This window comes from Neorhizobium sp. AL 9.2.2 (assembly GCF_013317225.1).
Taxonomy (GTDB): Bacteria; Pseudomonadota; Alphaproteobacteria; order Rhizobiales; family Rhizobiaceae; genus Neorhizobium; species Neorhizobium soli.
This window is the reverse complement of sequence record NZ_JAALXU010000001.1, coordinates 901,703-925,954: the sequence shown is the minus strand read 5'-3', so window position 1 is coordinate 925,954 and position 24,252 is coordinate 901,703. Positions and strand designations below refer to the sequence as shown.

Below are 24,252 nucleotides of genomic sequence, written 5' to 3'. Positions count from 1 at the left end.
ATGACGTCGGGGGCAATCTGTCAGGCAGCGCTTTCGCGAGGCTGGAGAGGTGGCGACTGGATCACGTGAACTGGTTGAAGAAGCGAATGCTTTCGACAACGGCACCGGGGACGACGCCGTTATGATTGCCGGGCAGAAGCTTCTTGTCGATCGTCACACCGGCAGACCGCGCACGATCGATCAGCAGTTGATGATCGGCATCGAAAGGCCGCTCGTCCGACCCGCGCAGAAGCAGCGTCGGGCATTTGAGGCTCGGCCCGAAACAGGCGGACGACCGCATTACGAACTCTTTCGGATCGGCGGCATCGAAGGGCACTTCGTTCGAGTATCGGGTAAAGAAGCGCCAGGAATTGACGCCGGCGGAAATCGGAACCGCCGCCCTGAACCGCCGCGTCATGCCTGAAAGAAGCGACAGCGTGCCGCCATTGCTGTGGCCGGCGATGAAGATCCGGCTGCGATCGATGCCGGGCAGGTTTTCCAGATAGGTGGCGGCTGCCAGCGCATCGGAGGTTTCGTCGTAGAAGCCGGAGAAATTGCCGGCCTGGCCGTTTTCGCCGCGAAAGGATGGATGCAGGACCACGAAGCCCGCTTCCCAATAGGCTTTCATCAGTTCCCAGTGGCCGTCGCCGGTGGCATTGCCGCCGTGCAGGAAAAGCACGGCCGGTTTCGGCTTGCCCGAGGCTTCGTAATGGGAAAGCCAGGCGATCAGTTCGAGCGAGCCATCCGGACCGCCGCGATACATAACCTTTTGCGCACCCGGCGGGGTCCCGAGCGGCGGCGAGGCTTCGGGTGCCGGACCATGCTTCAGAAGATGGGTGCGGAAGCGACGCCTGGCTTCGGCATAATCTTCCTTTTCCAGCGGCAGGGTTTCGGGGACGGGAAAGGGCGCGGCCAGGGCCTGGGGTGCAGCAAGGGAACCAAGTGCACCGAGTGCCAGACCGGTCATCAGCATGCGGCGGGTGATTGACATGGAACGACCGTCTATAAGGATATGAGTAGTCTCAGATATCGGGGTTGAGCGTAAACCCGACGGTTCAGAACGCAAGCGGGCCGGCGGTCACATCTTCGCGTCCGCCGTTTTGGCATCGATCATCGCGGTCAGTGTTTCCAGCCGGTCGGCATCGCGCGGCAGCTTGTCCATCCGCAGCCTTGCGATGCGGGGAAAGCGCATGGCGACGCCGGACTTGTGGCGCGTCGAGCGGTTGATGCCCTCAAACGCGACTTCCAGCACGAAGCCGAAATCCTTGTCGGCACGCACCGCCCTCACCGGGCCGAAACGCTCGACCGTGTTGTCGCGCACGAACTTGTCGAGCACTTCCAGTTCCGCGTCGGTAAAGCCAAAATAGGCCTTGCCGACGGGCACGAGATGATCGCCATCCGGGCCATCCGTCCACACGCCGAAGGTGAAATCGGAGTAGTAGCTGGAGCGCTTGCCGTGGCCGCGCTGGGCATAGAGCATGACCGCATCGACATTATAGGGATCGCGTTTCCACTTGAACCACGGGCCTTTCAGCCGGCCGGCCTGATAGACGCTGTCGCGGCGCTTGATCATGACGCCTTCGATGACCGGATCCGGCGGATCGCGGCGCAGGGCTTCTAGCTCATCCCAGGTGGTGAAGGGCACGAGATCGGAGAGGTCGAACCGGTCATGCGGGGCGTGGCCGATCACCTCGGACAGGCGTTCGCGGCGCTCGAGAAAACCTTTTGCGCGCACATCCGCCTCGCCGTCGAACAGGATATCGTAGGCGCGTACGAAGGCGGGGTAATCCTCCAGCATCTTCGCGTTCACAGTCTTGCGGTTGAGGCGCTGCTGCAGGTCGGAAAAGGTGCGGGTGGGATTGTTGGAGCGCATGGTGCCGCCGACGAGAAGCTCACCATCGACGACGCCGTCGAAATTGATCTGCTCGACGATATCGGGAAAGGCGCCGGTAATATCATCGCCGGAGCGGGAATAGAGTTTCTTCGTGCCGCCATGGGCCGACATCTGGACGCGGATGCCATCCCATTTCCATTCGGCGGCGTAATCGGCGGGATCGAGCTTTTCGAGATCGCCGCTTTCGACCGGGTTGGCGAGCATGACCGAATGGAAGATCGCCGGCGTCGCCAGAACCGGCTTGTCGGCATGGCCTTCCAGCCAGGCAAACAGCGACACATAGGGCGGCTCCAGCCCGTGCCACAGCGTTTCGATCTCGGTGACGTCCTTGCCCGACATTTCGGACAGCGCCTGCTTTGCAAGCCGGGCGGAGACACCGATGCGAAGCGACCCGGTGACGAGCTTCAGGAAGGCGAAACGGCCGGACGGATCGAGATGATCGAGCAGGTCGCGGACGGCTGAGCGCACTTCCGTGCGGCCGAGCGAGTTCATGCGGGCGACGACTTCGGACAGAAGCGGCTGCTCGGCATCGGTGGTGTCGTCCTTTTCGAGGCCATCCCAGACCAGCGCAATGGTTTCGGCGAGATCGCCGACATAGTCGTAGGAATACTGAAACAGAACCGCATCCATGCGCTCCAGCACCAGTTCGCGCAGCATGGCGGGCTTGACGCTTTTGAGATCAAGCGCACTTGCGAGCGCCGCCAGCCCATAGCCGCGATCGGGATCGGGCGTGGTGCGGAAGTAATCGACCAGCAGGGTGATCTTGCCGTTGCGCGACGGGGTGAGGACAAGACGGTCCAGCAGTGTGGCGAAGGGTTTCATGGGCGCAGCACTCTTCGAAAAACCCCCTCTGGCCTGCCGGCCATCTCCCCCACAAGGGGGGATAAAACAAGCGGCACGGCACTGCCTCGATTGTGCGACAGGGGCGCGACCGGGTTAAGCCCTCCCCCATGTGGGGAGGGTTGGGAGGGGTTTTTCTTCAACAATCCACCCATCATCGATCCCCCTCTGGCCTGCCGGCCATCTCCCCCACAAGGGGGGGAGAGAACCAGCGGCACGGTACCACCCAGATTGTGCGACAGCGGTGCGACCGGGTTAAGCCCTCCCCCTTGTGGGGAGGGTTGGGAGGGGTCTCTTTTCAGCGGCACAGTCATCATCAATCCCCCTCATCCTCATAGCCGACCAGATGCAGCGGCCGCGCTGGAATGCTCTTCAGTTCACACCAGCGCACCAGCGCTTCCTCGCGGCCGTGGGTGACCCAGACTTCGGAGGGAGCGACCTCGTTGATGGTTTCCAGGAGTTCGGGCCAGTCGCAGTGGTCGGAAATGACCAGCGGCAGCTCGACGCCGCTTTGTTTGGCGCGTTGGCGCACCATCATCCAGCCGGAGGCGAAGGCGATCAGGGGTTCGTTGAAGCGGCGGGCCCAGCGATCCTGAAAGGCCGAGGGCGGGCCGACGACGACGGCGCCCTTGAACAGGTCGGGGCTGCTCTTGTCGATCGTGGCGGGGCGGATTTCGCCGAGCGCGATGCCCTGGCTTTCGTAATAATCGCAGAGTTTTGCCAGCGCGCCGTGGATATAGATCGGTTCGTCATAGCCGCTGTCGCGGATCAGGCGGATGACCCGCTGCGCCTTTCCAAGCGCGTAGGCGCCGACCATGTGGCTGCGGTCGGGAAACTGCTTGAGCGAGGTCAATAGCTTGCCGATTTCCTCGCGGGGGTGGGGATGGTGGAAGACCGGAAGGCCGAAGGTTGCCTCGGTGATGAAGACATCGCAGTTGACCGGCACGAAGGGTGCGCAGGTGGGATCGACGCCGCGCTTGTAATCGCCTGATACGACGATGCGCAGTTCCTTATGCTCAAGCGCGATCTGCGCCGAGCCGAGCACATGGCCGGCTGGATGGAAGCTGACATTGACGCCGCCGACATCGATCACCTCGCCCCATGCAGCCTCCTGTTCGGAGGTGCAGAAGTCGTCGCCGTAGCGGATCTTCATGATGTCGAGCGTCTGGCGGGTGGCGAGCACATGGGTGTGGCCGGCGCGGGCATGATCGGAATGGCCATGGGTGATTAGCGCCCGCTCGACGGGGCGCACCGGATCGACATGGAAGCCGCCGACGGGGCAGAACAGGCCGGCCGGTGTGGGATGAAGCAGTGCCTCGGGTTTCATAGGACGAGAGATAGGCGGGGAAAGCCCGCTTGGAAGAGCCTTACGGGGCGGGCAGCTTGTTTTGTTGTGCGGCGGCCTGGACTTGCGCAGTCGGCAGGCGTTTGGGCTTGAGGAAAAGGGCGGCGACAAGGCCGATGGCGGCGATCACGGCGGCGGCGAAGAAGAGCGGCGTGAAGGCGGAGAAGTAGACGGAGGCCACTGCCTCACGCGAGGCTTGCGGCAGCTGGTCGAGCACTTTCGGGGTCAGTGCGCCGATATCGGCAACGCCTGGAATGACCACGCCGCTGCCCTTGACCGACGAGCCGATGATGGCGCCGTAGAGCGAAATGGCGATCGAGGCGCCGCCCATGCGCATCAGCGTCACGGCACCGGTGGCGGCTCCCATATCTTCCCGCGGTGCGGAATTCTGGACGCCGATGATCGGGGCCTGCTGGCCGAAGCCGACGGCAAGTCCCTGCAACATGAGAAGGATGGCGACGAGCCAGAGCGGCGTAGCCGACGTCACCTGCGACAAAAGCAGGAGAGCGCCGATGCTCATGACCAGGCCTAAGACGGCGAACGGCTTGTAGCGGCCGGTGATGGAAATCAACCTTCCCGCCGACATGGAGCCGACGACGATGCCGCCGGTGAGGCCGATGAAGAACAGGCCGGCCTGCGACGGCGACAGGCCCGTCGTCGTCTGCAGGAAAAGCGCGTAATAGTTGACCATGCCGATGCCGACCGCACCCGAGCAAAGCGTGATGATGAGAAACAGCGAGAAGGTGCTGTCCCTGAACAGTTTGAGCGGCACGATCGGTTCCGGCACCCGGCTTTCGACGAACACCCAAAGGCCGGCGCAGGCCATGCCGAAGCCGAGAAGGACCAGCGATTCGATTGCCATCAGCGAGCCGAACAGCTGGTGGCTGTCGGCGAAGGTGACGAGGCTCGCGATCGTCAGCGCCAGCACGACGGCGCCGGCATAATCGATCTTCGGCTTTCGCTGCGGGCGGCGATAGGGAAGCAGCAGGGCAAGGCCGGTCACGACGATGACGCCGAGCGGCAGGTTGATCAGGAAGATCGAGCGCCAGCCGAACAGATCGCTGAGCGTGCCGCCGAGAACCGGGCCGATGCTGCCGGCGGCCATGATCATCAGGCTGGAATAGCTCTGGTATTTCGCCCGCTCGCGCGGTTCGAACAGATCGGCATTGATCGAGAAGATCGACACCATGATGCCGCCGCCGCCGAGACCCTGGAAGACTCGGGCCGCGATCAGCGAATTCATCGACCAGGCAAAGCCGCACAGGACCGAGCCGAGCGTGAAGAGGACGATGGCAAACAGCATCACATATTTGCGGCCGAACAGATCCCCAAGCTTGCCGTAGATCGGCATGACCGCGCTCATGGCCAGAAGAAAGGCCGAGGATACCCAGCCGAAACTTTCCATCTGGCCGAACTCGCCGACGATGGTGGGAAGCGCCGTGGAAACGATGTGATTGTCGAGCGCCGCCATGAACAGCGCCGCCATCAGGAACCAGAAAACAAGAAGACGCTGTCGTTTGTCGGCAACAAGCGGGGTCTGGGCCGGGCGTGACATATCCATGGCATACTTCCTGAGAGGTCGGCGAATTTATGTGACTTCAGCATATAATTGTCAACGGCAGGCAGATGCACCAAGCAACAATTTCGTTGAAACAACCCGGCACCTGCTGATAAGTTGCAGCGATGACGACCACGATTTCTGCATCAGACCCACAGCCTTCGACCGAAACCGCCGCATTTGCGGAGGGTCTTTCGCGTGTCAGCGACAACCTGACCCGGATGCGGCATCTGATGGGGCGGCGGATGATTGCGCGCACCGCGATCGCCAACACGGTTCCGGGGCTGGAAACGGCGCATCTCGACGTGCTTGACGTGATGGGCAGGATCGAGGGCGAAATCACAGTGGGCGCGATTGCCGAGACGATGCGGATCGACCCGTCGCGCGGCAGCCGTCTGGTGACCGATCTCGTGTCGCGCGGTGTTCTCAGGCGTGATGCTTCGCAGGAGGACGGGCGGCGCTCGCTGCTGGTCAGGACCGAACTCGGCGATGCGCTGCTGACCGAGCTACAGGCGGTCAAGCGTTCGCTGCTGGTGAATGTGCTGGGCGACTGGCCGGAGGAAGAGCTTTCGGCGTTTTCGCATCTGTTCGAGAAGTTCATCTCCGGCTTCGAAGCGGTCTATCCCGGCGGCGCGGGCCGTCCCTCTCCGACCTGACCGTTTCGGCATCCGTCCCGAAACCACACACTTCCGCTGGCACGATAAATGCGTGTTGCAAGGGGATGATGGAGACGGCTGGATGATTTCGAGACGCAAAATGCTTGGCTGGGGCATGACGGGCGCTGCGGTTGCCGCATTGCCGCTGTCAGCGCTTGCAGCACCCGCCAGCGTTTCGACCGTTGATCTGCGCGGTTCGATCGACGCGCGCGACCACGGCGTGTCGCCTGACGGCGGTGATGTTTCGACCCGCAAGCTGCTGGCGCTGATCGAACAGGCGGCGCGGCAGAACAAGCCGGTCTATCTGCCGCCCGGCGACTACCGGGTTTCCGGGCTCGATCTTCCCGATAACACAAGGCTCGTCGGCGTTTCAGGTGCTTCCAGGCTCGTCTATTCCGGCGACGGATCGTTTATCCGTGCAACCGCGGCACGGCGGATAGAGCTTTCCAATCTGGTGATCGATGGCGGCAATCGCTGGCTGGATGATCAGACGCCTGCCCTTATCCATTTCTCCGGCATTCCCGACGTTTCCATCGACAACTGCGAAATTCTCGGCGCGCGCAAATCCGCGATCCAGCTGGAGCGGTGCGGCGGACGCATCGAGCGCTCGAAAATATCGGGCGCTGCGGATTACGCGGTCTATGCGGTCGAAAGCACCGGTCTTTCAGTGACCGGCAACAGCGTATTTGATTGCGGCAATGGAGGCATTCTCATCCATCGCTGGGAGAAAGGCGTCGATGGCAGCATCGTCACGGGTAACCGCATCTTCCGGATCGGCGCCAGAAATGGCGGCACCGGGCAATATGGCAATGCGATCAACCTGTTTCGCGCGGCCAACGTGATGGTGAGCGGCAACCACATCACCGACTCTGCCTTTTCGGCGATCCGCGCCAACAGCTCCTCCAACGCGCAGATTTCCGGCAACCAGTGCTTTCGCTCCGGCGAGACGGCGATCTATGCGGAATTCTCGTTCGAGGGCGCTGTCATCTCGGGCAATACGGTGGATGGCGCGGCAAACGGCATTTCCGTCGTCAACTTCAACGAAGGCGGCAGGCTTTCGACCATTTCAGGCAATATCGTCCGCAACCTTTCGGCAACCGGCCCCTACAAACTCGACGGCGCCATCTTCGGCGTCGGCATCAGCGCCGAAGCCGACACGGCGATCACAGGAAACGTGGTGGAAAATGCCGCCCTCTGGGGCCTGGCCCTCGGCTTCGGCCCCTATCTCCGCAACGTCGTCGCGAGCAACAATATCGTGCGCGGCGCCAAGGTGGGCTGTGCCGTCAGCGTTGCCGAAGGCGCCGGTTCGACTGTCATCAGCGGCAACGTGTTTCAGGACGTGAAGGATGGCGGCGTGATTGGCTTTCGGTGGACGGAGGCGGCGACGGAAGAGCTGGGCGGGACGGGTGATGCGGCGGCGGCGTTTCCGCATCTGACGGTTATGGGGAACCGGGTGGGTTAGGTTTCGGGGTCGGCAGCTTCGGGGCTGGGGCCGAAATCGATGTTGCGGCCGTTGTGGAAGACGCGGGCAATCTGCACGACGTCGTCCCTGACGCGGAAGGCGATCGTTGCCTTGTACCGATAACCGACGAGCCGCAGCCCGGAGTAAACGTCATCGCGCCGCATGCCGCGGTGGGGAAATGTCGAAAAATCAAGGCAGTAGTCTTCGATGCGGCGAACATAGGCCAATGCGGGGTCTACACCCATGCGAGGTGCCAGATATGTCAGGATATCGGCAAGATCATCTCTCGCCGCAGGATCGAAGACGACCCTGTACTTCATTCCTTCGTCATCTGCTCGGTAAGTTTTGCCGCCAGCTCGTCCAGATACCGATCCACCTCGTCGCCGGTTAATCCCCGTTCCGGGTGCGCATCCATTTCCCGAAGCGTCGGAACGACCTCATCCCTCAGCCACTTCTCGATCGCGGCGTCATGTGCTGCCATCGGGCGCAGGCCCTCGGCGATCACGTCGCTTTCCGAGGCGTATTCGCCGGAGGCGACCTTGGCTTCGACCATTTCGGCGATCTCGACCGGCAGGGTGATGCTGAGCGAACGGGTGGCGCGCATGGGGTTGGCCCTTGGAAAGATCAGAATGCTGAAGACTATACCGAAAACGAAAGCGGACGTCCAACCGGTCGAATTGAGGGGGCGGCATCTTCCGTTCGGGGCCGAACCGCACTAGCGTCGCGCCCGACACACAATGGGAGATACGCATGCTGAAAATCTATGGCGTCTATCGTTCGCGCGCGACGCGGCCGCTTTGGCTGATCGAGGAACTGGGATTGCCGTTCGAGCATATTCCGGTCATCCAGGCCTATCGGCTGGACGATGCTTCGGTTGATGGCGCGCCTATCAACACGCGGTCGCCGGAGTTTTTGAGCGTCAACCCGATGGGTTCGATCCCGTCGATGGATGATGACGGGTTCGTGCTGCACGAATCGCTTGCCATCACGCTTTACCTTGCCCGCAAGCATGGCGGCGAGATTGCTCCGAAGACGATCGAGGAAGAGGCGCAGATGGTGCAGTGGTCGCTGTTTGCGGCAACCAGCGTCGAAACCGCGGCCCTGACGATCCAGTCGTCCAGTGCGTCCACCGACGAAGGCAAGGCGGCGATCGAGGCTGCCGCACGCACGCTTTCGCGGCCGTTCGATGTGCTTGAAAAGCACCTTTCCGAAGACGGTTTCATGGTGGGCAAGCGGTTTACGGTGGCCGATATCAACGTGACGGAGATCGTGCGTTACGCGCGCAGCCATGCCGCCCTGTTCGACGGCCGCCCGGCGCTGAAAGCCTGGTATGACGGCTGCGTCGCCCGGCCCGCCTATCAGGCGATGTGGGCAAAGCGCAACGCCGAGCCGGCCTGACGATCAATTGGCGGGTTTCGCTGCTGCTTCAGAGTGCTGACAGAGGTATTGCCGAACAACGCTCTGGGGTCGCTTGGGACATTGAGCCGGCTGCTCCAAACTCCCCTAATCCTCGCCCTTGTGGCGGGGATCCAGTCAGCTCAAGTCCTTGAGCTGAAGGAGTCTTTGACCCGACAGACGTCGGGTCGCTGGATCCTCGCCACAAGGGCGAGGATGACGGAGACTGGGGTATCGCTCTCGCCAAATGAGCTTCTTCAGAGTTTGCCAGCAGTCTGCGGCCTGACGATCAGGCGGCGGGTTTCGCTGCCGCTTCTTCCGCCAGCACCCTTTGCACCGCCGGCCGCATTTCGATGCGCCGGTAGTGGGCGGCGACATTCGGGAATTCGGCCATGTCGACATGGTCACTTTCCAGCCAGCCGGTCATGACGAAGAGATAGGCGTCGGCGACGGAAAACGTCTCGCCGAGGACGAATTGGCCTTCGACAAGACCATCCTCGATCAGAGCGAAGCTGTCGCGCATGGTCTGCGGCACCTTGGCGATCATGTCCGCATGCGAGGCGGCATTATCGGCCCAGCGCGCGCCGCGGCGGCCATGGGCGTGGTTTATGTGGACGGTGGAGGAGAGATAGGCGTTGAAGGCCTGCATTTTTGCAAACAGGAAGGGATCGTCGAGCGGCGCAAGGTTCTTTTCCGGCACGAGCTGGGCAATGTAGGGGAGCAGTGCGACGGTTTCGGTCAGCACGCCCTTGTCCGTTACCAATGCCGGCACCCGGCCCTTGGGGTTGACCTTCAGATAGGCTGGTGATCGCTGCTCGCCCTCGGCAAAGCGGATCAGCGAGACCTGATAATCGAGGCCCGACTCGGCCAGCGCGATATGGCTGGCGCGTGAGCAGGTGCCGGGCGTGATATAGAGCGTCAGCATCGATCCGTATCCCTTCGTCGGTATCAGGCAAACAGCGCGTCGGTGACCCGGACTTCGCCGACGGTGAGGCCGTTCCAGTTCTTCATCGTGCGGTTGGCCATGGCCATCAGCTTTTCTTGCGTTTCGCCGCCCTTTTCGAAATAGCGGGCGATGAGCGCGAAGATCATCGCTTCGGCGGCGCGGGTCGTACCGTCCTCGCATTTGACCGCCATGGCAATGCCCTGATCGGGAAGTGCCGCGACGAAGACGCCTTCGGCACCGGTCTTGGCAAAGATCTTGCCCGGCGCCAGTTCCATCAGCTTCGTGCAGGCGCGGCCGGTGCCGGCGACGTAGAACGGCTCGGCCATGCAGGCATCCATCAGCCGGCGCGAGGCCTTCGCCCGTTCGTTGGAAAGGCCGGTGCCGGTCAGCATTTTCGCAAAGCCGTGGGCGAGACCCTTGAGCGGAACGGCATAGGTCGGGATCGAGCAGCCGTCGATGCCGCAATTGTCTTCAGCGAGAACCGCGCCGGTGAGGCTGCCCATCACGTCGCGGATTTCCTTCTGCAGCGGATGATCGTAGTCGACATAGCCCTTCAGCTGGGTGCCGGAATGGACGCAGGTGCAGACGAAGCCGGAATGCTTGCCGGAGCAGTTGTTATGCAGCGCCGTCGGATATTCGATGGTGCGGGCCTGATGGATGAGCGAGGCCTGTTCGGATGCCCAGTGGGCGCCGCATTCCATGTCTTCGACACTCTTGCCGGCCTTGGCCAGCATTGAGGCCGCCATGGCCACATGCGCGTCCTCGCCGGAATGGGAGGCGCAGGAAAACGCCAGTTCCTTATTGCCGAAGCCGTAGGCATCGGCTGCACCGCTTTCGATAAGCGGCAGCGCCTGCATGGCCTTGCAGGAGGACCGCGGAAACACGCCGGCTTCCGCATCACCGAAGGAAAACAGCGTCTTGCCTTCGCCATCCACGACGACGCCGAGGCCGCGATGGCGGCTTTCGACGAGAGAGCCGCGGGTCACTTCAACGGTCACGGGATTTTGCATCGGTCAGTCCTGAATTTGCCGGCTTCTATTGCTCATTCGGCTTAAACGCCATTTCGGCGGCGTTGATAGCCGTTTCGGCGATTTGTTGCACGGGAATGTTTATGAAATCGGTAAAGCGACTGCTGCTCCTTATCTTCGTCGTCTACCTTCTTCCCACCTTCGCTTCCGCCGGCCTTTGGGCGATGCGCGAACACCCGTCCGGCTGGAGCGCCGCGCGCTGGTCATCGGCCGGTATCCTGCCCAAGGCGAACGAAAGCAACGATGCGGCGATCTACATTTTTTCGGCGATGACGGGCGGGCTGAAAGGTTCGGTCGCAAGCCATGCCTGGATCGTGACCAAGGCAAAGGGTGCGGCCACCTATACCCGCTATGACAAGGTGGGCTGGGGCAACCCGATCCGCCGCAACCACCGCGATCCGGATGCCTTCTGGTATTCGAACCCGCCGCAGCTGGTGACATCGATCACCGGATCGAAGGCGGAGCTGCTGATCCCCAAGATCGAAGGCGCGATTGCCGCCTACCCTTACGCCGAGCCCGGCGGCTACACGATCTGGCCGGGGCCGAATTCCAATACGTTCGTGGCCTATGTGCTGCGCACCGTGCCTGAGATCGGCGCGGTGCTTCCGCCGCATGCGGTGGGCCGCGACTATCTGCCGGATGGGGAATTCGTGCATCTGGACGAGGACAGCCGCGACCTGCATGTGACGCTGCGTGGACTGTTAGGCTTTTCGGTGGGGGTGCGGAGCGGCATCGAGGTCCATTTCCTCGGTCTCGTCGCGGGCCTCGATCTCGCCCGGCCGGGCATCAAGGTGCCGGCGCTCGGACGGATCGGCATCTAGCCGGGAGAGCAGTGCCGCGATGCATGGGAGCCATGCATGAAACGCAAAACGCCCGCAGACTTGCGAGCGTTTGCAAACATTCGGATTATACGATCAGAAACCGATCAGAAGCCGACGGCAGTGCGTGCGACGCGACGGATATCGCTACGGTCGATACCGAGGTCGTGGAGTTCGCGCGAGGTCATACGGTCCAGTTCGGTGACCGTCTGACGATACTTGCGCCAGTTGTTGATGGTGCGTGCTACGTTCATGATGATCCCCTTTCCTGAGGCTTTCGAAGCTTCAGCTGCCAGATGCTGGCGCTTTCTCTTGCTTCGATGACCTCTTTATACGCTGCCCAAGGATGAAGCAGAAGCACTGAAGCGTCAGGCCACCCATGCGCGCCATGCATGTCTTTCCAAGGGTCGATGTCAGGGAATTGGTCATCATTGCCAGGCAGGATGGAAGACCATCGATATTTGCAACTGGCAGACATGGAAAAGGGCCGCTTGAGCGGCCCTTCCATGAGTTTGGTCCGGTTGAACGAACCCGGGCTGCAATCATGCAGTCCGAAGGAAGATGTCATTCAGGCCGAGGGCTGCCCCGTCAAGACCAACAACTTTCCATTGCCCGCTACACAGACCGAAATCTCATTAGACATTGGACCACCTTCCTTTCATTACGTTGATGATGATCAGAAGGTAGGTGCGATCTGCGGCGCTTGCAAGGCAAGTTATGTAAACAATCGAAGATATTATTGAGTTGCGGATCGGCGGCGGTTCGACCACTATTCGCGCAGCCGGTGGCGGGGTGCCTTCCGGGCGATGCCCAAGGCCACCCCTGCCCCCAGGTTTCATCACCCCAGCTGCATCACGATCTTGCCGATATGGCTGCTGGTTTCCATCAGCCGGTGCGCCTCGACCACGTCGTCAAACGGCACCACGGAATGGATGACGGGTGAGACCTTGCCGGCTTCGAGAAGCGGCCAGACCTCGCTCAGCAGTTCGTCGCGGATCGCCCGCTTTTCGTCGGCGGTGCGGGGCCGCATGGTCGATCCTGTCACCGTCAGGCGCTTGACCATGATCGGTGAGAGATTGACCTTTTCCGCCATGTTGCCGCCGAGGAAGGCGATGATCGACAGGCAGCCGTCCTTGGCAAGGACCGACAGGTTCTTTTCGAAATAGGAAGCGCCGATCATGTCGAGCACCACATCGACGCCCTTGCCGTCGGTCTCGGCCTTGATCACCTCGGCAAAGTCCTCGGTCTTGTAATTGATCGCCTTGGTCGCACCGAGCTTTTCGCAGGCGTCGCATTTGTCCTTCGAGCCGGCGGTCGCATAGGCCGTCGCGCCGAATGCCTTGGCGAGCTGGATCGCGGTCGTGCCGATGCCGCTCGAGCCGCCATGGATCAGCACGCTCTCGCCTTCGGTCAGGCCCGCCATCTGGAACAGGTTGGCCCAGACGGTGAAGAAGGTTTCCGGCACGGCTGCGGCCTTCACCGCATCATAGCCCTTCGGCCATGGCAGCGCCTGGCCTGCGGGCACAACGCAATATTCCGCATAGCCGCCGCCGTTCGAAAGGCCGCAGACCTTGTCGCCGATTGCAAATTCGGTCACGCCCTCGCCAAGCGCCACCACTTCTCCGGCGACTTCGAGGCCAAGGATCGGGCTTGCATCCTTCGGCGCCGGGTAGTTTCCCTGGCGCTGGGCGACATCGGGCCGGTTGACGCCGGCGGCTTCCACCTTGATCAGGATTTCGCCTGATCGGGCCGACGGGCACGGGCCGGTGGCATGGGTCATTACATCGGGCGCGCCGAAGGACGGCAGGTCGACGAAACGCATCTGGGACGGCATGGACATGGGTCTACTCCTGTCAGTATCTGACGACTGACTTAGGACAGTGCCCCCTGCTTGGAAAGGCGGAGGTTGGATGCATGCATCCGGTTGAGCCGGTGTGGCGCTACTTTGCCGCGTCACCGTAGCTTGCGAAAACAAGGCCACGGTCGCTCTCCTTGGCGGCAACCTTGACCGTTGCGATCTCCGTTCCGATCCGGGCGATATCGTCGAGGATCAGGCCCTGCGGCAGATGGACAACGCCGATCGAGCAGCGCAGCAACGGGAAATCGCGCTCCACGCCGGTGCGGTCATGGCCACGGATCCGGCCTGCCGCCCTCTCCTCTTCCGAATAGAGCGCGACGGCGTCATCGTGGAAATCCGATAGAAGGCGCTCGAGGATTTCCTCCAACTCGTCGCGGGACCAGTCGCGAATGCCGATAAAGAAATCGTCGCCGCCGACATGGCCCAGAAAATGTTCGTCGGAGAAGAAGTAGCGCTTCATCAGCGCCGCAAACAGCGAGATTGCGTGGTCGCCCATCTGGAAGCCGTAATGATCGTTGAACGGCTTGAAATGGTCGAAGTCGCAATAGCAGAAGAAGCGCTGCTCGTCGTCATCGCGGCCGGCCTGGTACATGAAGTCGCGGATGGCCCGGTTGCCGGGAAGCCCCGTCAGCGGGTTCTGGTCCTGGGCGATCTTCAGCTGCTTTTCGTTGACCACCTTGATCAGCGATGCGGCCGAGACGACGCCGGCATACCGCATGTTTTCGGTAAGGATTACGCAGGCGCTGTTTTCCATGTTGGCAAACAGGCTCATCAGCTCTTCCGCTTCGGCATCCAGCCCGATGATCGGGGCGCGCTCGACGAAATGGGCGATGGTGCGCTCGTAGACCTTGTTCTTTAGGAGATCGCGGCCGAAGGGCTGATAGATGAATTCCTTGAGGTGATATTCGTTGATGACGCCGCGCGGTTCGCCATTGGCGTTCAGCACCGGAAAGAATGCCTGGCGCGGATTGCGGCGAAACAGTTCAAAGACACTGTCGATGCTCTCGTTCTCGAACACCGTCGGCAGCTTTTCGATCTGCTTGCGGATGAGGATTTCGTCGAGCGACTGGCTGGATCGGCGCGACAGACCGATTGCGGCCAGATGCGGATAGGCCGGCTGCAACTCCGTGACGAAGCTGGTGGGTCTTGCGATGAAATAGCCCTGTACCAGATCGACGCCGTATTCACGGCAGGCCAGAAATTCGGCCTCGGTCTCGATGCCTTCGGCAATCACGCGGATGCCGAGCACATGGGCAATGTTGACGATGTTCTTGACGAGATGCCGTTTGCGCGGATTGACATCGATATCCGAAATGAAGTGCCGGTCGATCTTCAGGTAGTCGACCGGGTAGTCGCAGAGCAGCTTCATCTCGCCATGGCCGACGCCGAAATCGTCAATCGCCAGCTTGAAGCCTGCCTTGCGCATCTCGCTCATCAACTCGGCAAATTCCGGCACCGAGGTGTTGTCGAACCGCTCGGACAGCTCGAAGCAGACCGAGGACGGTGCGACGCCTGCCTGGCGCAGGTGCTGGACGATCTTTTCAAGGAAAAGCTGGCCGTCGCGGATCATCCGGACATCGAGATTGAGAAACAGCGTCTGGCTGGAGAAATCCGGAAGGCCGGCGAATTTGGCAAGTGCCCGGTGGGCGACCATCTGTTCGAGCGCCAGAAGCTGGCCGCCGTCATGGGCCTGGTCGATCAGTTCGAGCGGCGAGGCAAAGCCAAGACGGTCATGGCCGCGCAGCAGCGATTCATAGCCGAACACGGACCCGGTGGCGACCTCCACGATCGGCTGGAAGGCGTTCTCAATGACAAGCTTTGCCAGCGGCAAAAGCTGATCGCTGGCATAGCGACGGAAAACGCCCGGTTCCAGAACGGCCGCAGACGACATGCAATTCACCCCATTTACTGCGTGGGCGAGATCCGCCCGGCGCCTTATTCACGGGCGCCACCTTTGCCTCCATTGGTCAAAAATACCTTTCCCGCAAATGACAGTTCGATGAAACTTCCATGACATTAATTTATGTTTCTAATACAATGAGTTGTAAATATTACATCGTCTGGCTTGGGCAGGTGCGGTCCCGCGTCAACGCCACGAGCCAAGCTTAAGCTTCCACAGGGATTTCCCCCACAGTCCCCGGCCGTGCGCTTTTGAGACAGCGCTGTTCGCAATCCCTGCTTGATTGCGCGGCCAATCGAAAATAACTCATTCTGGCGGTCTTCCTCATCTTCAAGAAAAGCAGCCCGGTCATGTCCCGTCCGAACATTCTCATCATCATGGTCGACCAGATGAATGGCACGCTGTTTCCGGATGGGCCGGCGGACTGGCTGCATGTGCCGCATCTGAAGGCGCTGGCTGCACGCTCTGCCCGCTTCCAGAACAACTACACCTCGTCGCCGCTTTGCGCGCCGGCCCGCGCCTCGTTCATGGCGGGGCAGCTGCCGAGCAGAACCGGGGTTTATGACAATGCCGCCGAATACGTTTCGTCTATCCCGACCTATGCGCATCACCTGCGCCGCGCTGGCTATTACACAGCGCTTTCTGGAAAGATGCATTTCGTCGGGCCGGACCAGATGCACGGGTTCGAGGAACGGCTGACCACCGACATCTACCCGGCCGATTTCGGCTGGACGCCGGATTACCGCAAACCGGGTGAGCGGATCGACTGGTGGTATCACAACATGGGTTCCGTCACCGGCGCCGGCGTTGCCGAGATTTCCAACCAGATGGAATATGACGACGAGGTGGCCTTCCTCGCCAACCAGAAGCTCTACCATCTCAGCCGCGACAACGACGATGCGGACCGCCGGCCCTGGGCTTTGACGGTATCGTTCACGCATCCGCACGACCCTTATGTGGCACGCCGGAAGTTCTGGGATCTGTGTAACGACTGCGAGCACCTGATGCCCGAGATCGGCATGCTCTCCGAGCAGGATCCGCATTCGGCCCGCATTCTGAAGTCCTGCGACTATCCGGCTTTCGAGATCACCGACGAGCATGTGCGGCGGGCGCGTCAGGGCTATTTTGCCAACATTTCCTATATCGACGAGAAAGTCGGCGAGCTGGTCGACACGCTGACGCGGACACGGATGCTGGATAACACATTCATCCTGTTCTGCTCCGACCATGGCGACATGCTGGGCGAGCGCGGATTGTGGTTCAAGATGAACTTCTTCGAGGGGTCATCCAGGGTTCCGCTGATGATCGCCGGTCCTCAGATCACGCCGTCGCTGCATGCCGCGCCGGTTTCCAATCTCGACATCACGCCGACGCTTTGCGATCTTGCCGGTATTTCGATGGACGAGATCATGCCCTGGACCGACGGCGAAAGCCTGAAGCCTGTTATCGACGGCGGCACGCGCACCGCGCCGGTACTGATGGAATATGCCGCAGAAGCCTCGCATGCGCCGCTGGTGGGCATTCGCGAGGGCAAGTGGAAATACGTGCATTGCGAGCTTGATCCCGAACAGCTCTACGATCTCGACGCTGACCCCCACGAGTTGACCAACCTGGCGCAGGACCCGACCCATGTTACTGTGATGGACGGGTTTCGCGCCAAGCGGGCAGCCAAATGGGACATGGCGAAATTCGACGCGGCCGTGCGCGAAAGCCAGGCGCGGCGCTGGGTGGTCTATGAAGCGCTGCGCAACGGTGCCTATTACCCCTGGGACCACCAACCCTTGCAGAAAGCCTCGGAGCGCTACATGCGCAACCATATGAACCTCGACAATCTGGAAGAGTCCAAGCGCTATCCTCGCGGGGAATAGGCGCCAAGGAACGGAGAAGACCCATGAAAGCACAACCAGTCGCCAGCCATTTCATCGACGGCGAATATGTCGAGGATACCGACGGCAGCGTCATCGAAAGCCTTTACCCGGCGACGGGCGAAGTGATCGCAAGGCTGCATGCGGCAACGCCCGCGATCGTTGAAAAGGCGATTGCGGCGGCCAAGCGCGCCCAGCCGGAATGGGCGGCAATGAGCCCGACTGCTCGCGGCCGGATCCTGAAGCGGGCAGCCGAGATCATGCGGACCCGCAACCGAGAGCTTTCCGAGCTGGAGACGCTCGATACCGGCAAGCCGATCCAGGAGACGATCGTCGCCGACCCGACATCGGGCGCCGACAGTTTCGAATTCTTCGGCGGCGTGATCGCTGCCGGCATGAACGGCCAGTATATTCCGCTCGGCGGCGATTTTGCCTATACGAAGCGAGTGCCGCTCGGCGTCTGCGTCGGCATCGGCGCCTGGAACTATCCGCAGCAGATCGCCTGCTGGAAGGGCGCACCGGCGCTCGCCGCCGGCAATGCGATGGTGTTCAAGCCGTCCGAAAACACGCCGCTCGGCGCGCTCAAGATCGCCGAGATCCTGATCGAGGCCGGCCTGCCGAAGGGCCTCTTCAACGTTATCCAGGGCGACCGGACGACCGGACCGCTTCTGGTCGAACACCCTGATGTGGCCAAGGTGTCGCTGACCGGCTCGGTGCCGACTGGCCGCAAGGTGGCGGCGAGCGCTGCCGGCAACCTCAAGCATGTGACGATGGAACTGGGCGGCAAGTCGCCGCTGATCGTGTTCGAGGATGCCGATATCGATTCCGCCATCGGTGGGGCGATGCTCGGCAATTTCTATTCGACCGGACAGGTCTGCTCCAACGGCACCCGCGTGTTCGTGCAGAAGGCGATCCGGGACGAATTCCTGTCGCGGCTGAAGGCCCGCACCGAAAAGATGGTGATCGGCGACCCGATGGACGAGGCAACCCAGGTGGGGCCGATGGTCTCCTTCGATCAACGCCAGAAGGTGATGTCCTATATCGAAAAAGGCATCTCGGAAGGCGCGACGGTCGTCACCGGCGGCGGCATTCCCAACAATGTCTCGGGCGAAGGCTATTACATCCAGCCGACGGTGTTTGCCGACGTCACCGACGACATGACCATCGCCCGTGAAGAGATCTTCGGACCCGTCATGTGCGTGCTCGACTTCGATAACGAGGAAGAGGTGATCGCGCGCGCCAACGCGACCGAATTCGGCCTCTCCGCCGGGGTCTTTACCGCCGATCTGACACGCGGCCATCGCGTCGCCGATCTTCTCGAAGCGGGCACGCTTTGGATCAACACCTACAATCTCTGCCCGGTAGAAATCCCCTTCGGCGGATCAAAACAATCGGGCTTCGGCCGCGAAAACTCGCTTGCGGCGCTGGAGCATTATTCGGAGCTGAAGACGGTCTATGTGGGAATGGGCAAGGTCGAGGCGCCGTATTGAACTTCATCTCCCCCTTGAGGGGGGAGGTCGCAGCAAAGCTGCGGGTGGGGGTGACCTTTTTTCTACCCCACCCAATTCACCCCACCCCCCCCTCAAGGGGAGGGTAAGGTTGCCATTGGCTTCTGCTCAACATGAAAGCTCGGATATGAAAAGTGCAGATTTCGTCATCATCGGCTCGGGTTCGGCGGGTTCGGCCATGGCCTATCGGCTGTCCGAGGACGGGAAGCATTCGGTCATCGTGATCGAGGCGGGCGGTACCGATTATGGTCCGTTTATCCAGATGCCGGCGGCACTTGCCTGGCCGATGAGCATGAAGCGCTACAACTGGGGATATTATTCGGAGCCGGAACTGAACCTCGGCAACCGGCGGATTACCGCGCCGCGGGGCAAGGTGCTGGGTGGGTCTTCGTCGATCAATGGTCTCGTCTATGTGCGCGGCCATGCGGAAGACTACAACCGCTGGGAGGATCTCGGCGCGACCGGCTGGTCTTATGCGGATGTGCTGCCCTATTTCAAGCGGATGGAAACGGCCCACGGCGGCGAAGCGGGATGGCGCGGCACGGATGGGCCGATGCATGTTCAGCGCGGGCCGATGACCAATCCGCTGTTCCACGCCTTTATCCGGGCGGGCGCAGAGGCCGGTTTCGAGACCACCGACGATTATAACGGATCGAAGCAGGAAGGCTTCGGGCTGATGGAGCAGACGATCCATGACGGTCGCCGCTGGTCTGCTGCCAACGCCTATCTGCGGCCGGCGATGAAGCGGAAGAATGTCGAAGTCGTCTATGGCCTCGCGCAGAAGGTCGTGATCGAGAACGGTCGTGCGATTGGCGTCGAAGTTCTGCGGAGGGGCGTGCCGGAAGTGGTGAAGGCGAACCGCGAGGTGATCATTGCCGCCTCGTCGTTCAACTCGCCGAAACTCTTGATGCTGTCGGGGATCGGGCCGGCGGCGCATCTGAAAGACATGGGGATCGAGGTCGTGGCCGACCGGCCGGGCGTCGGTGCCAACCTGCAGGATCACATGGAGTTCTACTTCCAGCAGATCTCCACCAAGCCTGTCTCGCTCTATTCCTGGCTGCCCTGGTTCTGGCAGGGCGTGGCGGGTGCCCAGTGGCTGATGACCAAGGGTGGCCTGGGCGCCTCCAACCAGTTCGAGGCCTGCGCGTTCCTCCGCTCGGAACCGGGACTGAAGCAGCCGGATATCCAGTATCATTTTCTGCCTGTTGCGATTTCATACGACGGCAAGGCGGCGGCGAAGAGCCACGGGTTCCAGGTGCATGTGGGCTACAACCTGTCGAAATCGCGCGGCGCGGTGACGCTGCGCTCGTCCGATCCGAAGGACGATCCTGTCATCCGCTTCAACTACATGAGCCACGAGGAAGACTGGATCAAGTTCCGCCACTGCGTGCGGTTGACGCGCGAGATCTTCAGCCAAAAGGCGTTCGACGATTATCGCGGGCCGGAGATCCAGCCGGGCGAACAGGTTGAGAGCGACGAGGAGATCGATGCCTTCCTGCGCGAGCATCTGGAAAGCGCCTATCACCCCTGCGGCACCTGCCGGATGGGCCGGGCCGACGATCTGATGGCGGTGGTCGATCCGGAATGCCGGGTGATCGGCGTCGAGGGGTTGCGGGTGGCCGACAGTTCGATCTTCCCGCATGTGACCTATGGCAATCTCAACGGCCCGTCTATCATGACCGGCGAGAAGGCGGCGGATCATATTCTGGGCAAGCAGCCCCTGCCCCGCAGGAATCAGGAGCCCTGGGTCAATCCGAGAGCGGCGATGAGCGACCGCTAAGGTCGTGCGGTGTCAGTGGTAGTCGTCTTCGCGCTGGTGGCGGATGGCGAGAACGGTGACGGTTTGATCGTCAATGAGCTTGAAGAGAATGAGGTAGCCGGAAGAACCAAATGGCACGACCAACTCCCGGACGAGGGGATCTTCCCTGGAAGCACGCCTCGCCATCAGTGGAAAGTCAATCAGGATAGCAAGTGCTTTCTTTATAGCCGTAATCGCCCGGATCGCTTGATCAGGATCTCGCTCAATGAGGAAATCCGCCAGCCTGTCCATATCCTCAAAGAATGCTGCGGTGTATACCAGCCTGACGGTCATCGAGTTTCAACGGCTTTCCTCGCCCTCGCTTTTTCCAGCTTGCTTTCCAACATGTCGAGTACGTCTTGATGGCTGTAGTAAACACCGGTGCGCTCAGCTTCGGCCAGACCTGCCAGCCCCCTGGCGATGAACTCCGCCTGGGTCTTTCGGTAGTCGATCTGTCTCTTCAGCGAGTCCTCGACGAAGGCGGATAGCGTTTCGCCTTCCTTCAGCACGCTTTCGGCAGCCGCGCGGAGTTCCGGGTCGACGCGCAGCGACGGGATGGTTGCGGTTTTCATTAGCATCACCTCATGCGTTGCAAGTGCGATGCATGATGCGCCTGGAAGCTTATTCTGGCAAGTGGATCCGGATCACATCGCGGGGGAGGACAAAGCCTTGATGCGGTCCACGATCAGCCGGTTGAGGGCGCGGTAGTCGCCATCGAAATGGTGGCCGCCGGGGCGTGAATGGATGAGTGTGCCGGGGATGTCCTCGACAGCAGGACAGGCCGTGTCTTCCTCCTCCGTGCCGTAGATGCACTGGATCTTGTGCGGCTCGATCTCGGCGATGTCGTCGACCGGATCGCCCTGCTTGGCGGCCCCTGCCCAGCCGAGCCAGCCGGTGACGGCGATCTCGAAATCCGCCTGATGCGAGAGGGCCAGAAGCGAGAGCAACGATACGACCTGTCTGTCTGCTTCGGGCAGCAGTCGATAGGTGGCCGGCAGGATGTTGGCGCCGAAGGAATAGCCAATCAGGACGACGTTTTTGACGTTCCAGCGCTGGCGGTAGGTGGTGATGATGCGGGAGAGAGCGGTGGCCGTCTCCTGGGGTGATTTCTCGGTCCAGAAATAGCGCAGCGCATCGACGCCGACGACCGGGATGCCGTCTTCCACGAGATAGGCGGCGAGCTTCTGGTCGATATCGCGCCAGCCGCCATCGCCGGAATAGATGACCGCCAGCGTATCATGCAGCGGCACGGCCGAGGTCGGCACGATCGGCAGGCCGAGCGGCGAGGATGTCTGGCGAAGGCGGGTGAGCGTGGTGGAAACGGTTTGCAGCAGCAGGGTTTCCGGGGTTTCGTCCCAGGCGGTGATCTCGATTGCCGGATGGCTCTGCTTCAGAGCGTCCGCATGGGCTTCCCCTGCCGGATCTGCCTGCGGCGTCAGCAGGATGCGCACAGGTTCCGGCAGCGGGCCCGGCGTGAGGCCGTATGCAACGCCGCCGTCGACCACCGTCTTGGGGGCCGGCGTGCAGAGGATCTTTTCGACGGGAATGAAGGCCTGAGGATCGATGGCGATCGTTTCCGCGATGGTCGAGGCCGGCGTCTGGGCGGCAATCGCGAGCGCCAGGGCGCCACCACCGCCGATGCCGGCGATGACCGGCGGCAGGTAGGCGGCGATCTCCTGGTCGCGGTGGATCTGGCGGCTCAGTTCCTCGATATCGGAGACGAGATAGAGGCAGGTCCGGTCCTCTTCGCGCGCGAGCGCCTCGTAGTAGTCGGGAAGATCAACGCCGACGACCACGGCGCCGCCGGCAACCAGTGCGTCGGAGACCGTCTGTTCGCGGTCCGACCAGCCTTCGGTGCCGGACAGGAGGAGAACGATGCCGGATGCCTTTGCGTCGGGATAGGCGATGCGGTCGGTCGGCAGGCTTCGAATGCCGGGGCCGGCCCACCACTCAAACGCATTCACCGCGGCGGCGACCACGGTGATGCCGGCAACGATTGCTGGCAGAAGCTTCATCGGCGAAGAATGCCTCTCAGGCCGCCGGCAATCAGCTTGGTCACGTCGAACAGGGCAACGAGCGGCATGCCGCGTCCCGAAACGGCGAGATAGCGAGGCTGCCATTCCGGATCGAATTTCGACTTGAACGCATGAACGCCACGGAAATTGTAAAAGCGTTCGCCGTTTTCGAAAATACGGTTGCCGATATGGTTCCAGAGCGGCGCGCGGCGGTGGGTGGCAAGGCCTGAAAGCGGCGCCATGCCGAGATTGAGCGTGCGATACCCTTCTGCCTTGAAGTGCTCCATGATGCGCACGAAGAGCAGATCCATCATGCCGCGATGGGTGTTCGGCACATGCCGCATCAGGTCGATAAAGGCATCGCCGTTCGAGCTCGTCGCATGGATATTGGCGAAGGCGACGATGCGGCCTTCGAGACGGATGACGGCGACAGGTCCGGCTGCCACGTAGGCCGGCTGGAAAGTGCCGAGCGAAAAGCCCTTTTCGGCGGCGTTATGGGCGGCAAGCCAGGCGCGGGAGACGGCAATAAGCTCGTCCATCACGCCGGGCACCGCTTCGGCCGGCAGCAACGAGAATTCCAGCCCGTCGCGTTCGGCACGGTTGATCGAGCGGCGCAGTTTCAGCCAGGCGCCGCCCTTCAGATCGAAATCGATGAGATGAACCACCGCCTGTTCGCCGAGCTTGTAGGGTTTCAGACCCGCCTCGACTGCGCAGGGCAGAAACTCGGGCGAGACCTGGTAGAACACGGCGCGGCAGCCATCGCGGCGCGCGGCGTTCATGAACTTGACGATCAGTCCCGGCCACGCCTTGCGGCAGCCGACCGGATCAAACAGCGCCGCCCAGGTCCGGCCGGAGCGCGCATACATGATGAACGCAGTGCCGCAATCGGAAAACAACAGCTTCTTATCGCCCAGGCGCACGAGGCCGGCGCTGGCATTGGGCTGGAGCGCCAGGAGATCGAGCGCTCTCTGCAGGTCTTCGCCGGATGGAACACGGGAGACGGGCCGCGGAATGCGCAGGTGACGGCTGGCGGCAAGCGTGCCGACGAAAGCGACAGTAACGAAGCCGGCCGAGACGCGGGTCGTGACATCGCCGATGATGAGATGCCAGGCGACTGCGAGCAGGTTCTCCTCCAGAAATACGTAGAGCGACAGCGCCACGGTGAAGGCGATCAGCGCGAAATAGAAGGCAAGGCCGCGATTGCCGAGAATGTCCGCCAAGCGCTCGGCAAGAAACCTGCCGATCTGACCCGCAGCGGAGACCGCTCCACCCTCCGCAACGGCGGGGGCCATCGTTTCATGCGCAATATCTGCCATAGGGGACCTGTCGGACTAACGAACTGCGAGCTTCATAGAGCACTTTGATTTACCGAAGCTTACGCGCGCAG

The 24,252-nt window shown here is 61.7% G+C and carries 22 protein-coding genes; 7 read left to right on the top strand and 15 right to left on the bottom strand.

The window, feature by feature from the left end; all coding sequences use genetic code 11:
- Positions 1-61: 61 nt before the first annotated feature.
- The 4 genes from G6K99_RS04345 to G6K99_RS04330 all read right to left on the bottom strand — a co-directional run bounded on the left by G6K99_RS04345 (position 62) and on the right by G6K99_RS04330 (position 5,619).
- Positions 62-970: a S9 family peptidase gene (locus tag G6K99_RS04345; protein WP_174195817.1), complete on the bottom strand. Its 909-nt coding sequence runs from the start codon at positions 968-970 to the stop codon at positions 62-64.
- Positions 971-1,057: 87 nt separating this feature from the next.
- A complete protein-coding gene (locus tag G6K99_RS04340; protein WP_113111251.1) occupies positions 1,058-2,695 on the bottom strand; it encodes a cisplatin damage response ATP-dependent DNA ligase in 1,638 nt (545 codons plus the stop codon).
- Positions 2,696-3,029: 334 nt separating this feature from the next.
- Positions 3,030-4,040 carry a ligase-associated DNA damage response exonuclease gene (locus G6K99_RS04335; RefSeq protein WP_113112181.1) on the bottom strand — a complete coding sequence of 337 codons (1,011 nt, stop codon included), beginning with the start codon at positions 4,038-4,040 and terminating at the stop codon, positions 3,030-3,032.
- Between the two features lie 40 nt (positions 4,041-4,080).
- Positions 4,081-5,619, bottom strand: a complete 1,539-nt coding sequence (locus tag G6K99_RS04330) for an MDR family MFS transporter (protein WP_174195816.1) — start codon at positions 5,617-5,619, stop codon at positions 4,081-4,083.
- 122 nt (positions 5,620-5,741) lie between these two features.
- Here G6K99_RS04330 and G6K99_RS04325 point away from each other — a divergent pair, with 122 nt between their 5' ends.
- Positions 5,742-6,272, top strand: a complete 531-nt coding sequence (locus G6K99_RS04325; RefSeq protein ID WP_113167485.1) for a MarR family winged helix-turn-helix transcriptional regulator — start codon at positions 5,742-5,744, stop codon at positions 6,270-6,272.
- A gap of 82 nt (positions 6,273-6,354) precedes the next feature.
- Complete coding sequence (locus G6K99_RS04320; protein WP_174195815.1) at positions 6,355-7,734, top strand: TIGR03808 family TAT-translocated repetitive protein; 1,380 nt, start codon at positions 6,355-6,357, stop codon at positions 7,732-7,734.
- On the opposite strand, the gene G6K99_RS04315 is transcribed toward G6K99_RS04320, so the two are convergent.
- The gene (locus G6K99_RS04315; RefSeq protein WP_174195814.1) at positions 7,731-8,054 is read right to left on the bottom strand and encodes a type II toxin-antitoxin system RelE/ParE family toxin; all 324 of its coding nucleotides are present in this window, start codon (positions 8,052-8,054) and stop codon (positions 7,731-7,733) included. The two genes, G6K99_RS04320 and G6K99_RS04315, sit on opposite strands and share 4 nt — an antisense overlap.
- Positions 8,051-8,338, bottom strand: coding sequence for a type II toxin-antitoxin system ParD family antitoxin (locus tag G6K99_RS04310; protein WP_174195813.1), 288 nt, complete (start codon positions 8,336-8,338; stop codon positions 8,051-8,053). Before G6K99_RS04310 ends, G6K99_RS04315 begins: the two co-directional genes overlap by 4 nt.
- A 146-nt stretch (positions 8,339-8,484) precedes the next feature.
- Here G6K99_RS04310 and G6K99_RS04305 point away from each other — a divergent pair, with 146 nt between their 5' ends.
- On the top strand, positions 8,485-9,132 hold the full coding sequence (locus G6K99_RS04305) for a glutathione S-transferase family protein (protein WP_174195812.1): 648 nt from the start codon (positions 8,485-8,487) through the stop codon (positions 9,130-9,132).
- Between the two features lie 286 nt (positions 9,133-9,418).
- On the opposite strand, the gene G6K99_RS04300 is transcribed toward G6K99_RS04305, so the two are convergent.
- On the bottom strand, positions 9,419-10,054 hold the full coding sequence (locus G6K99_RS04300) for a glutathione S-transferase family protein (RefSeq protein ID WP_174195811.1): 636 nt from the start codon (positions 10,052-10,054) through the stop codon (positions 9,419-9,421).
- A gap of 23 nt (positions 10,055-10,077) precedes the next feature.
- The gene (locus G6K99_RS04295) at positions 10,078-11,085 is read right to left on the bottom strand and encodes an asparaginase (RefSeq protein WP_174195810.1); all 1,008 of its coding nucleotides are present in this window, start codon (positions 11,083-11,085) and stop codon (positions 10,078-10,080) included.
- 101 nt (positions 11,086-11,186) lie between these two features.
- Here G6K99_RS04295 and G6K99_RS04290 point away from each other — a divergent pair, with 101 nt between their 5' ends.
- Positions 11,187-11,924 (top strand): DUF3750 domain-containing protein, encoded by a 738-nt coding sequence (locus tag G6K99_RS04290; RefSeq protein ID WP_062453533.1) that lies wholly within the window; start codon positions 11,187-11,189, stop codon positions 11,922-11,924.
- 104 nt (positions 11,925-12,028) lie between these two features.
- Here the strand turns inward: G6K99_RS04290 and G6K99_RS04285 are convergent, their stop codons facing one another.
- From G6K99_RS04285 to G6K99_RS04275, 3 genes are all read right to left on the bottom strand, one after another.
- The gene (locus tag G6K99_RS04285) at positions 12,029-12,175 is read right to left on the bottom strand and encodes a DUF1127 domain-containing protein (protein ID WP_082471856.1); all 147 of its coding nucleotides are present in this window, start codon (positions 12,173-12,175) and stop codon (positions 12,029-12,031) included.
- A 584-nt stretch (positions 12,176-12,759) separates the two neighbouring features.
- Positions 12,760-13,761 (bottom strand): NAD(P)H-quinone oxidoreductase, encoded by a 1,002-nt coding sequence (locus G6K99_RS04280; protein WP_174195809.1) that lies wholly within the window; start codon positions 13,759-13,761, stop codon positions 12,760-12,762.
- Positions 13,762-13,861: 100 nt separating this feature from the next.
- Positions 13,862-15,670 carry a GGDEF domain-containing protein gene (locus tag G6K99_RS04275; RefSeq protein WP_174195808.1) on the bottom strand — a complete coding sequence of 603 codons (1,809 nt, stop codon included), beginning with the start codon at positions 15,668-15,670 and terminating at the stop codon, positions 13,862-13,864.
- Between the two features lie 359 nt (positions 15,671-16,029).
- Between G6K99_RS04275 and betC the strand changes: the two genes are divergently transcribed.
- From betC to betA, 3 genes are all read left to right on the top strand, one after another.
- On the top strand, positions 16,030-17,547 hold the full coding sequence (gene betC / locus G6K99_RS04270) for a choline-sulfatase (RefSeq protein WP_174195807.1): 1,518 nt from the start codon (positions 16,030-16,032) through the stop codon (positions 17,545-17,547).
- Positions 17,548-17,570: 23 nt separating this feature from the next.
- A complete protein-coding gene (gene betB / locus G6K99_RS04265; protein ID WP_062453537.1) occupies positions 17,571-19,034 on the top strand; it encodes a betaine-aldehyde dehydrogenase in 1,464 nt (487 codons plus the stop codon).
- A gap of 145 nt (positions 19,035-19,179) precedes the next feature.
- The gene (gene betA, locus G6K99_RS04260; protein WP_174195806.1) at positions 19,180-20,832 is read left to right on the top strand and encodes a choline dehydrogenase; all 1,653 of its coding nucleotides are present in this window, start codon (positions 19,180-19,182) and stop codon (positions 20,830-20,832) included.
- Positions 20,833-20,844: 12 nt separating this feature from the next.
- On the opposite strand, the gene G6K99_RS04255 is transcribed toward betA, so the two are convergent.
- The 4 genes from G6K99_RS04255 to G6K99_RS04240 form a co-directional block, all read right to left on the bottom strand.
- Positions 20,845-21,144: a type II toxin-antitoxin system RelE/ParE family toxin gene (locus tag G6K99_RS04255; RefSeq protein ID WP_062453539.1), complete on the bottom strand. Its 300-nt coding sequence runs from the start codon at positions 21,142-21,144 to the stop codon at positions 20,845-20,847.
- Entirely contained in the window at positions 21,141-21,422 is a 282-nt protein-coding gene (locus G6K99_RS04250; protein ID WP_062453540.1) for a YlcI/YnfO family protein, read from the bottom strand. Before G6K99_RS04250 ends, G6K99_RS04255 begins: the two co-directional genes overlap by 4 nt.
- 72 nt (positions 21,423-21,494) lie before the next feature.
- Positions 21,495-22,865, bottom strand: a complete 1,371-nt coding sequence (locus G6K99_RS04245) for a virulence factor family protein (protein WP_174195805.1) — start codon at positions 22,863-22,865, stop codon at positions 21,495-21,497.
- Positions 22,862-24,181 carry a phosphatidylglycerol lysyltransferase domain-containing protein gene (locus G6K99_RS04240; protein WP_174195804.1) on the bottom strand — a complete coding sequence of 440 codons (1,320 nt, stop codon included), beginning with the start codon at positions 24,179-24,181 and terminating at the stop codon, positions 22,862-22,864. Before G6K99_RS04240 ends, G6K99_RS04245 begins: the two co-directional genes overlap by 4 nt.
- Positions 24,182-24,252: the final 71 nt, after the last annotated feature.

Bases quoted from the DNA above. Each gene is read 5' to 3' on its own strand.
- G6K99_RS04345 (WP_174195817.1), bottom strand. From the start codon at position 970: ATGTCAATCACCCGCCGCATGCTGATGACCGGTCTGGCACTCGGTGCA.
- G6K99_RS04340 (WP_113111251.1), bottom strand. From the start codon at position 2,695: ATGAAACCCTTCGCCACACTGCTGGACCGTCTTGTCCTCACCCCGTCG.
- G6K99_RS04335 (WP_113112181.1), bottom strand. From the start codon at position 4,040: ATGAAACCCGAGGCACTGCTTCATCCCACACCGGCCGGCCTGTTCTGC.
- G6K99_RS04330 (WP_174195816.1), bottom strand. From the start codon at position 5,619: ATGGATATGTCACGCCCGGCCCAGACCCCGCTTGTTGCCGACAAACGA.
- G6K99_RS04325 (WP_113167485.1), top strand. From the start codon at position 5,742: ATGACGACCACGATTTCTGCATCAGACCCACAGCCTTCGACCGAAACC.
- G6K99_RS04320 (WP_174195815.1), top strand. From the start codon at position 6,355: ATGATTTCGAGACGCAAAATGCTTGGCTGGGGCATGACGGGCGCTGCG.
- G6K99_RS04315 (WP_174195814.1), bottom strand. From the start codon at position 8,054: ATGAAGTACAGGGTCGTCTTCGATCCTGCGGCGAGAGATGATCTTGCC.
- G6K99_RS04310 (WP_174195813.1), bottom strand. From the start codon at position 8,338: ATGCGCGCCACCCGTTCGCTCAGCATCACCCTGCCGGTCGAGATCGCC.
- G6K99_RS04305 (WP_174195812.1), top strand. From the start codon at position 8,485: ATGCTGAAAATCTATGGCGTCTATCGTTCGCGCGCGACGCGGCCGCTT.
- G6K99_RS04300 (WP_174195811.1), bottom strand. From the start codon at position 10,054: ATGCTGACGCTCTATATCACGCCCGGCACCTGCTCACGCGCCAGCCAT.
- G6K99_RS04295 (WP_174195810.1), bottom strand. From the start codon at position 11,085: ATGCAAAATCCCGTGACCGTTGAAGTGACCCGCGGCTCTCTCGTCGAA.
- G6K99_RS04290 (WP_062453533.1), top strand. From the start codon at position 11,187: ATGAAATCGGTAAAGCGACTGCTGCTCCTTATCTTCGTCGTCTACCTT.
- G6K99_RS04285 (WP_082471856.1), bottom strand. From the start codon at position 12,175: ATGAACGTAGCACGCACCATCAACAACTGGCGCAAGTATCGTCAGACG.
- G6K99_RS04280 (WP_174195809.1), bottom strand. From the start codon at position 13,761: ATGTCCATGCCGTCCCAGATGCGTTTCGTCGACCTGCCGTCCTTCGGC.
- G6K99_RS04275 (WP_174195808.1), bottom strand. From the start codon at position 15,670: ATGTCGTCTGCGGCCGTTCTGGAACCGGGCGTTTTCCGTCGCTATGCC.
- betC (WP_174195807.1), top strand. From the start codon at position 16,030: ATGTCCCGTCCGAACATTCTCATCATCATGGTCGACCAGATGAATGGC.
- betB (WP_062453537.1), top strand. From the start codon at position 17,571: ATGAAAGCACAACCAGTCGCCAGCCATTTCATCGACGGCGAATATGTC.
- betA (WP_174195806.1), top strand. From the start codon at position 19,180: ATGAAAAGTGCAGATTTCGTCATCATCGGCTCGGGTTCGGCGGGTTCG.
- G6K99_RS04255 (WP_062453539.1), bottom strand. From the start codon at position 21,144: ATGACCGTCAGGCTGGTATACACCGCAGCATTCTTTGAGGATATGGAC.
- G6K99_RS04250 (WP_062453540.1), bottom strand. From the start codon at position 21,422: ATGAAAACCGCAACCATCCCGTCGCTGCGCGTCGACCCGGAACTCCGC.
- G6K99_RS04245 (WP_174195805.1), bottom strand. From the start codon at position 22,865: ATGAAGCTTCTGCCAGCAATCGTTGCCGGCATCACCGTGGTCGCCGCC.
- G6K99_RS04240 (WP_174195804.1), bottom strand. From the start codon at position 24,181: ATGGCAGATATTGCGCATGAAACGATGGCCCCCGCCGTTGCGGAGGGT.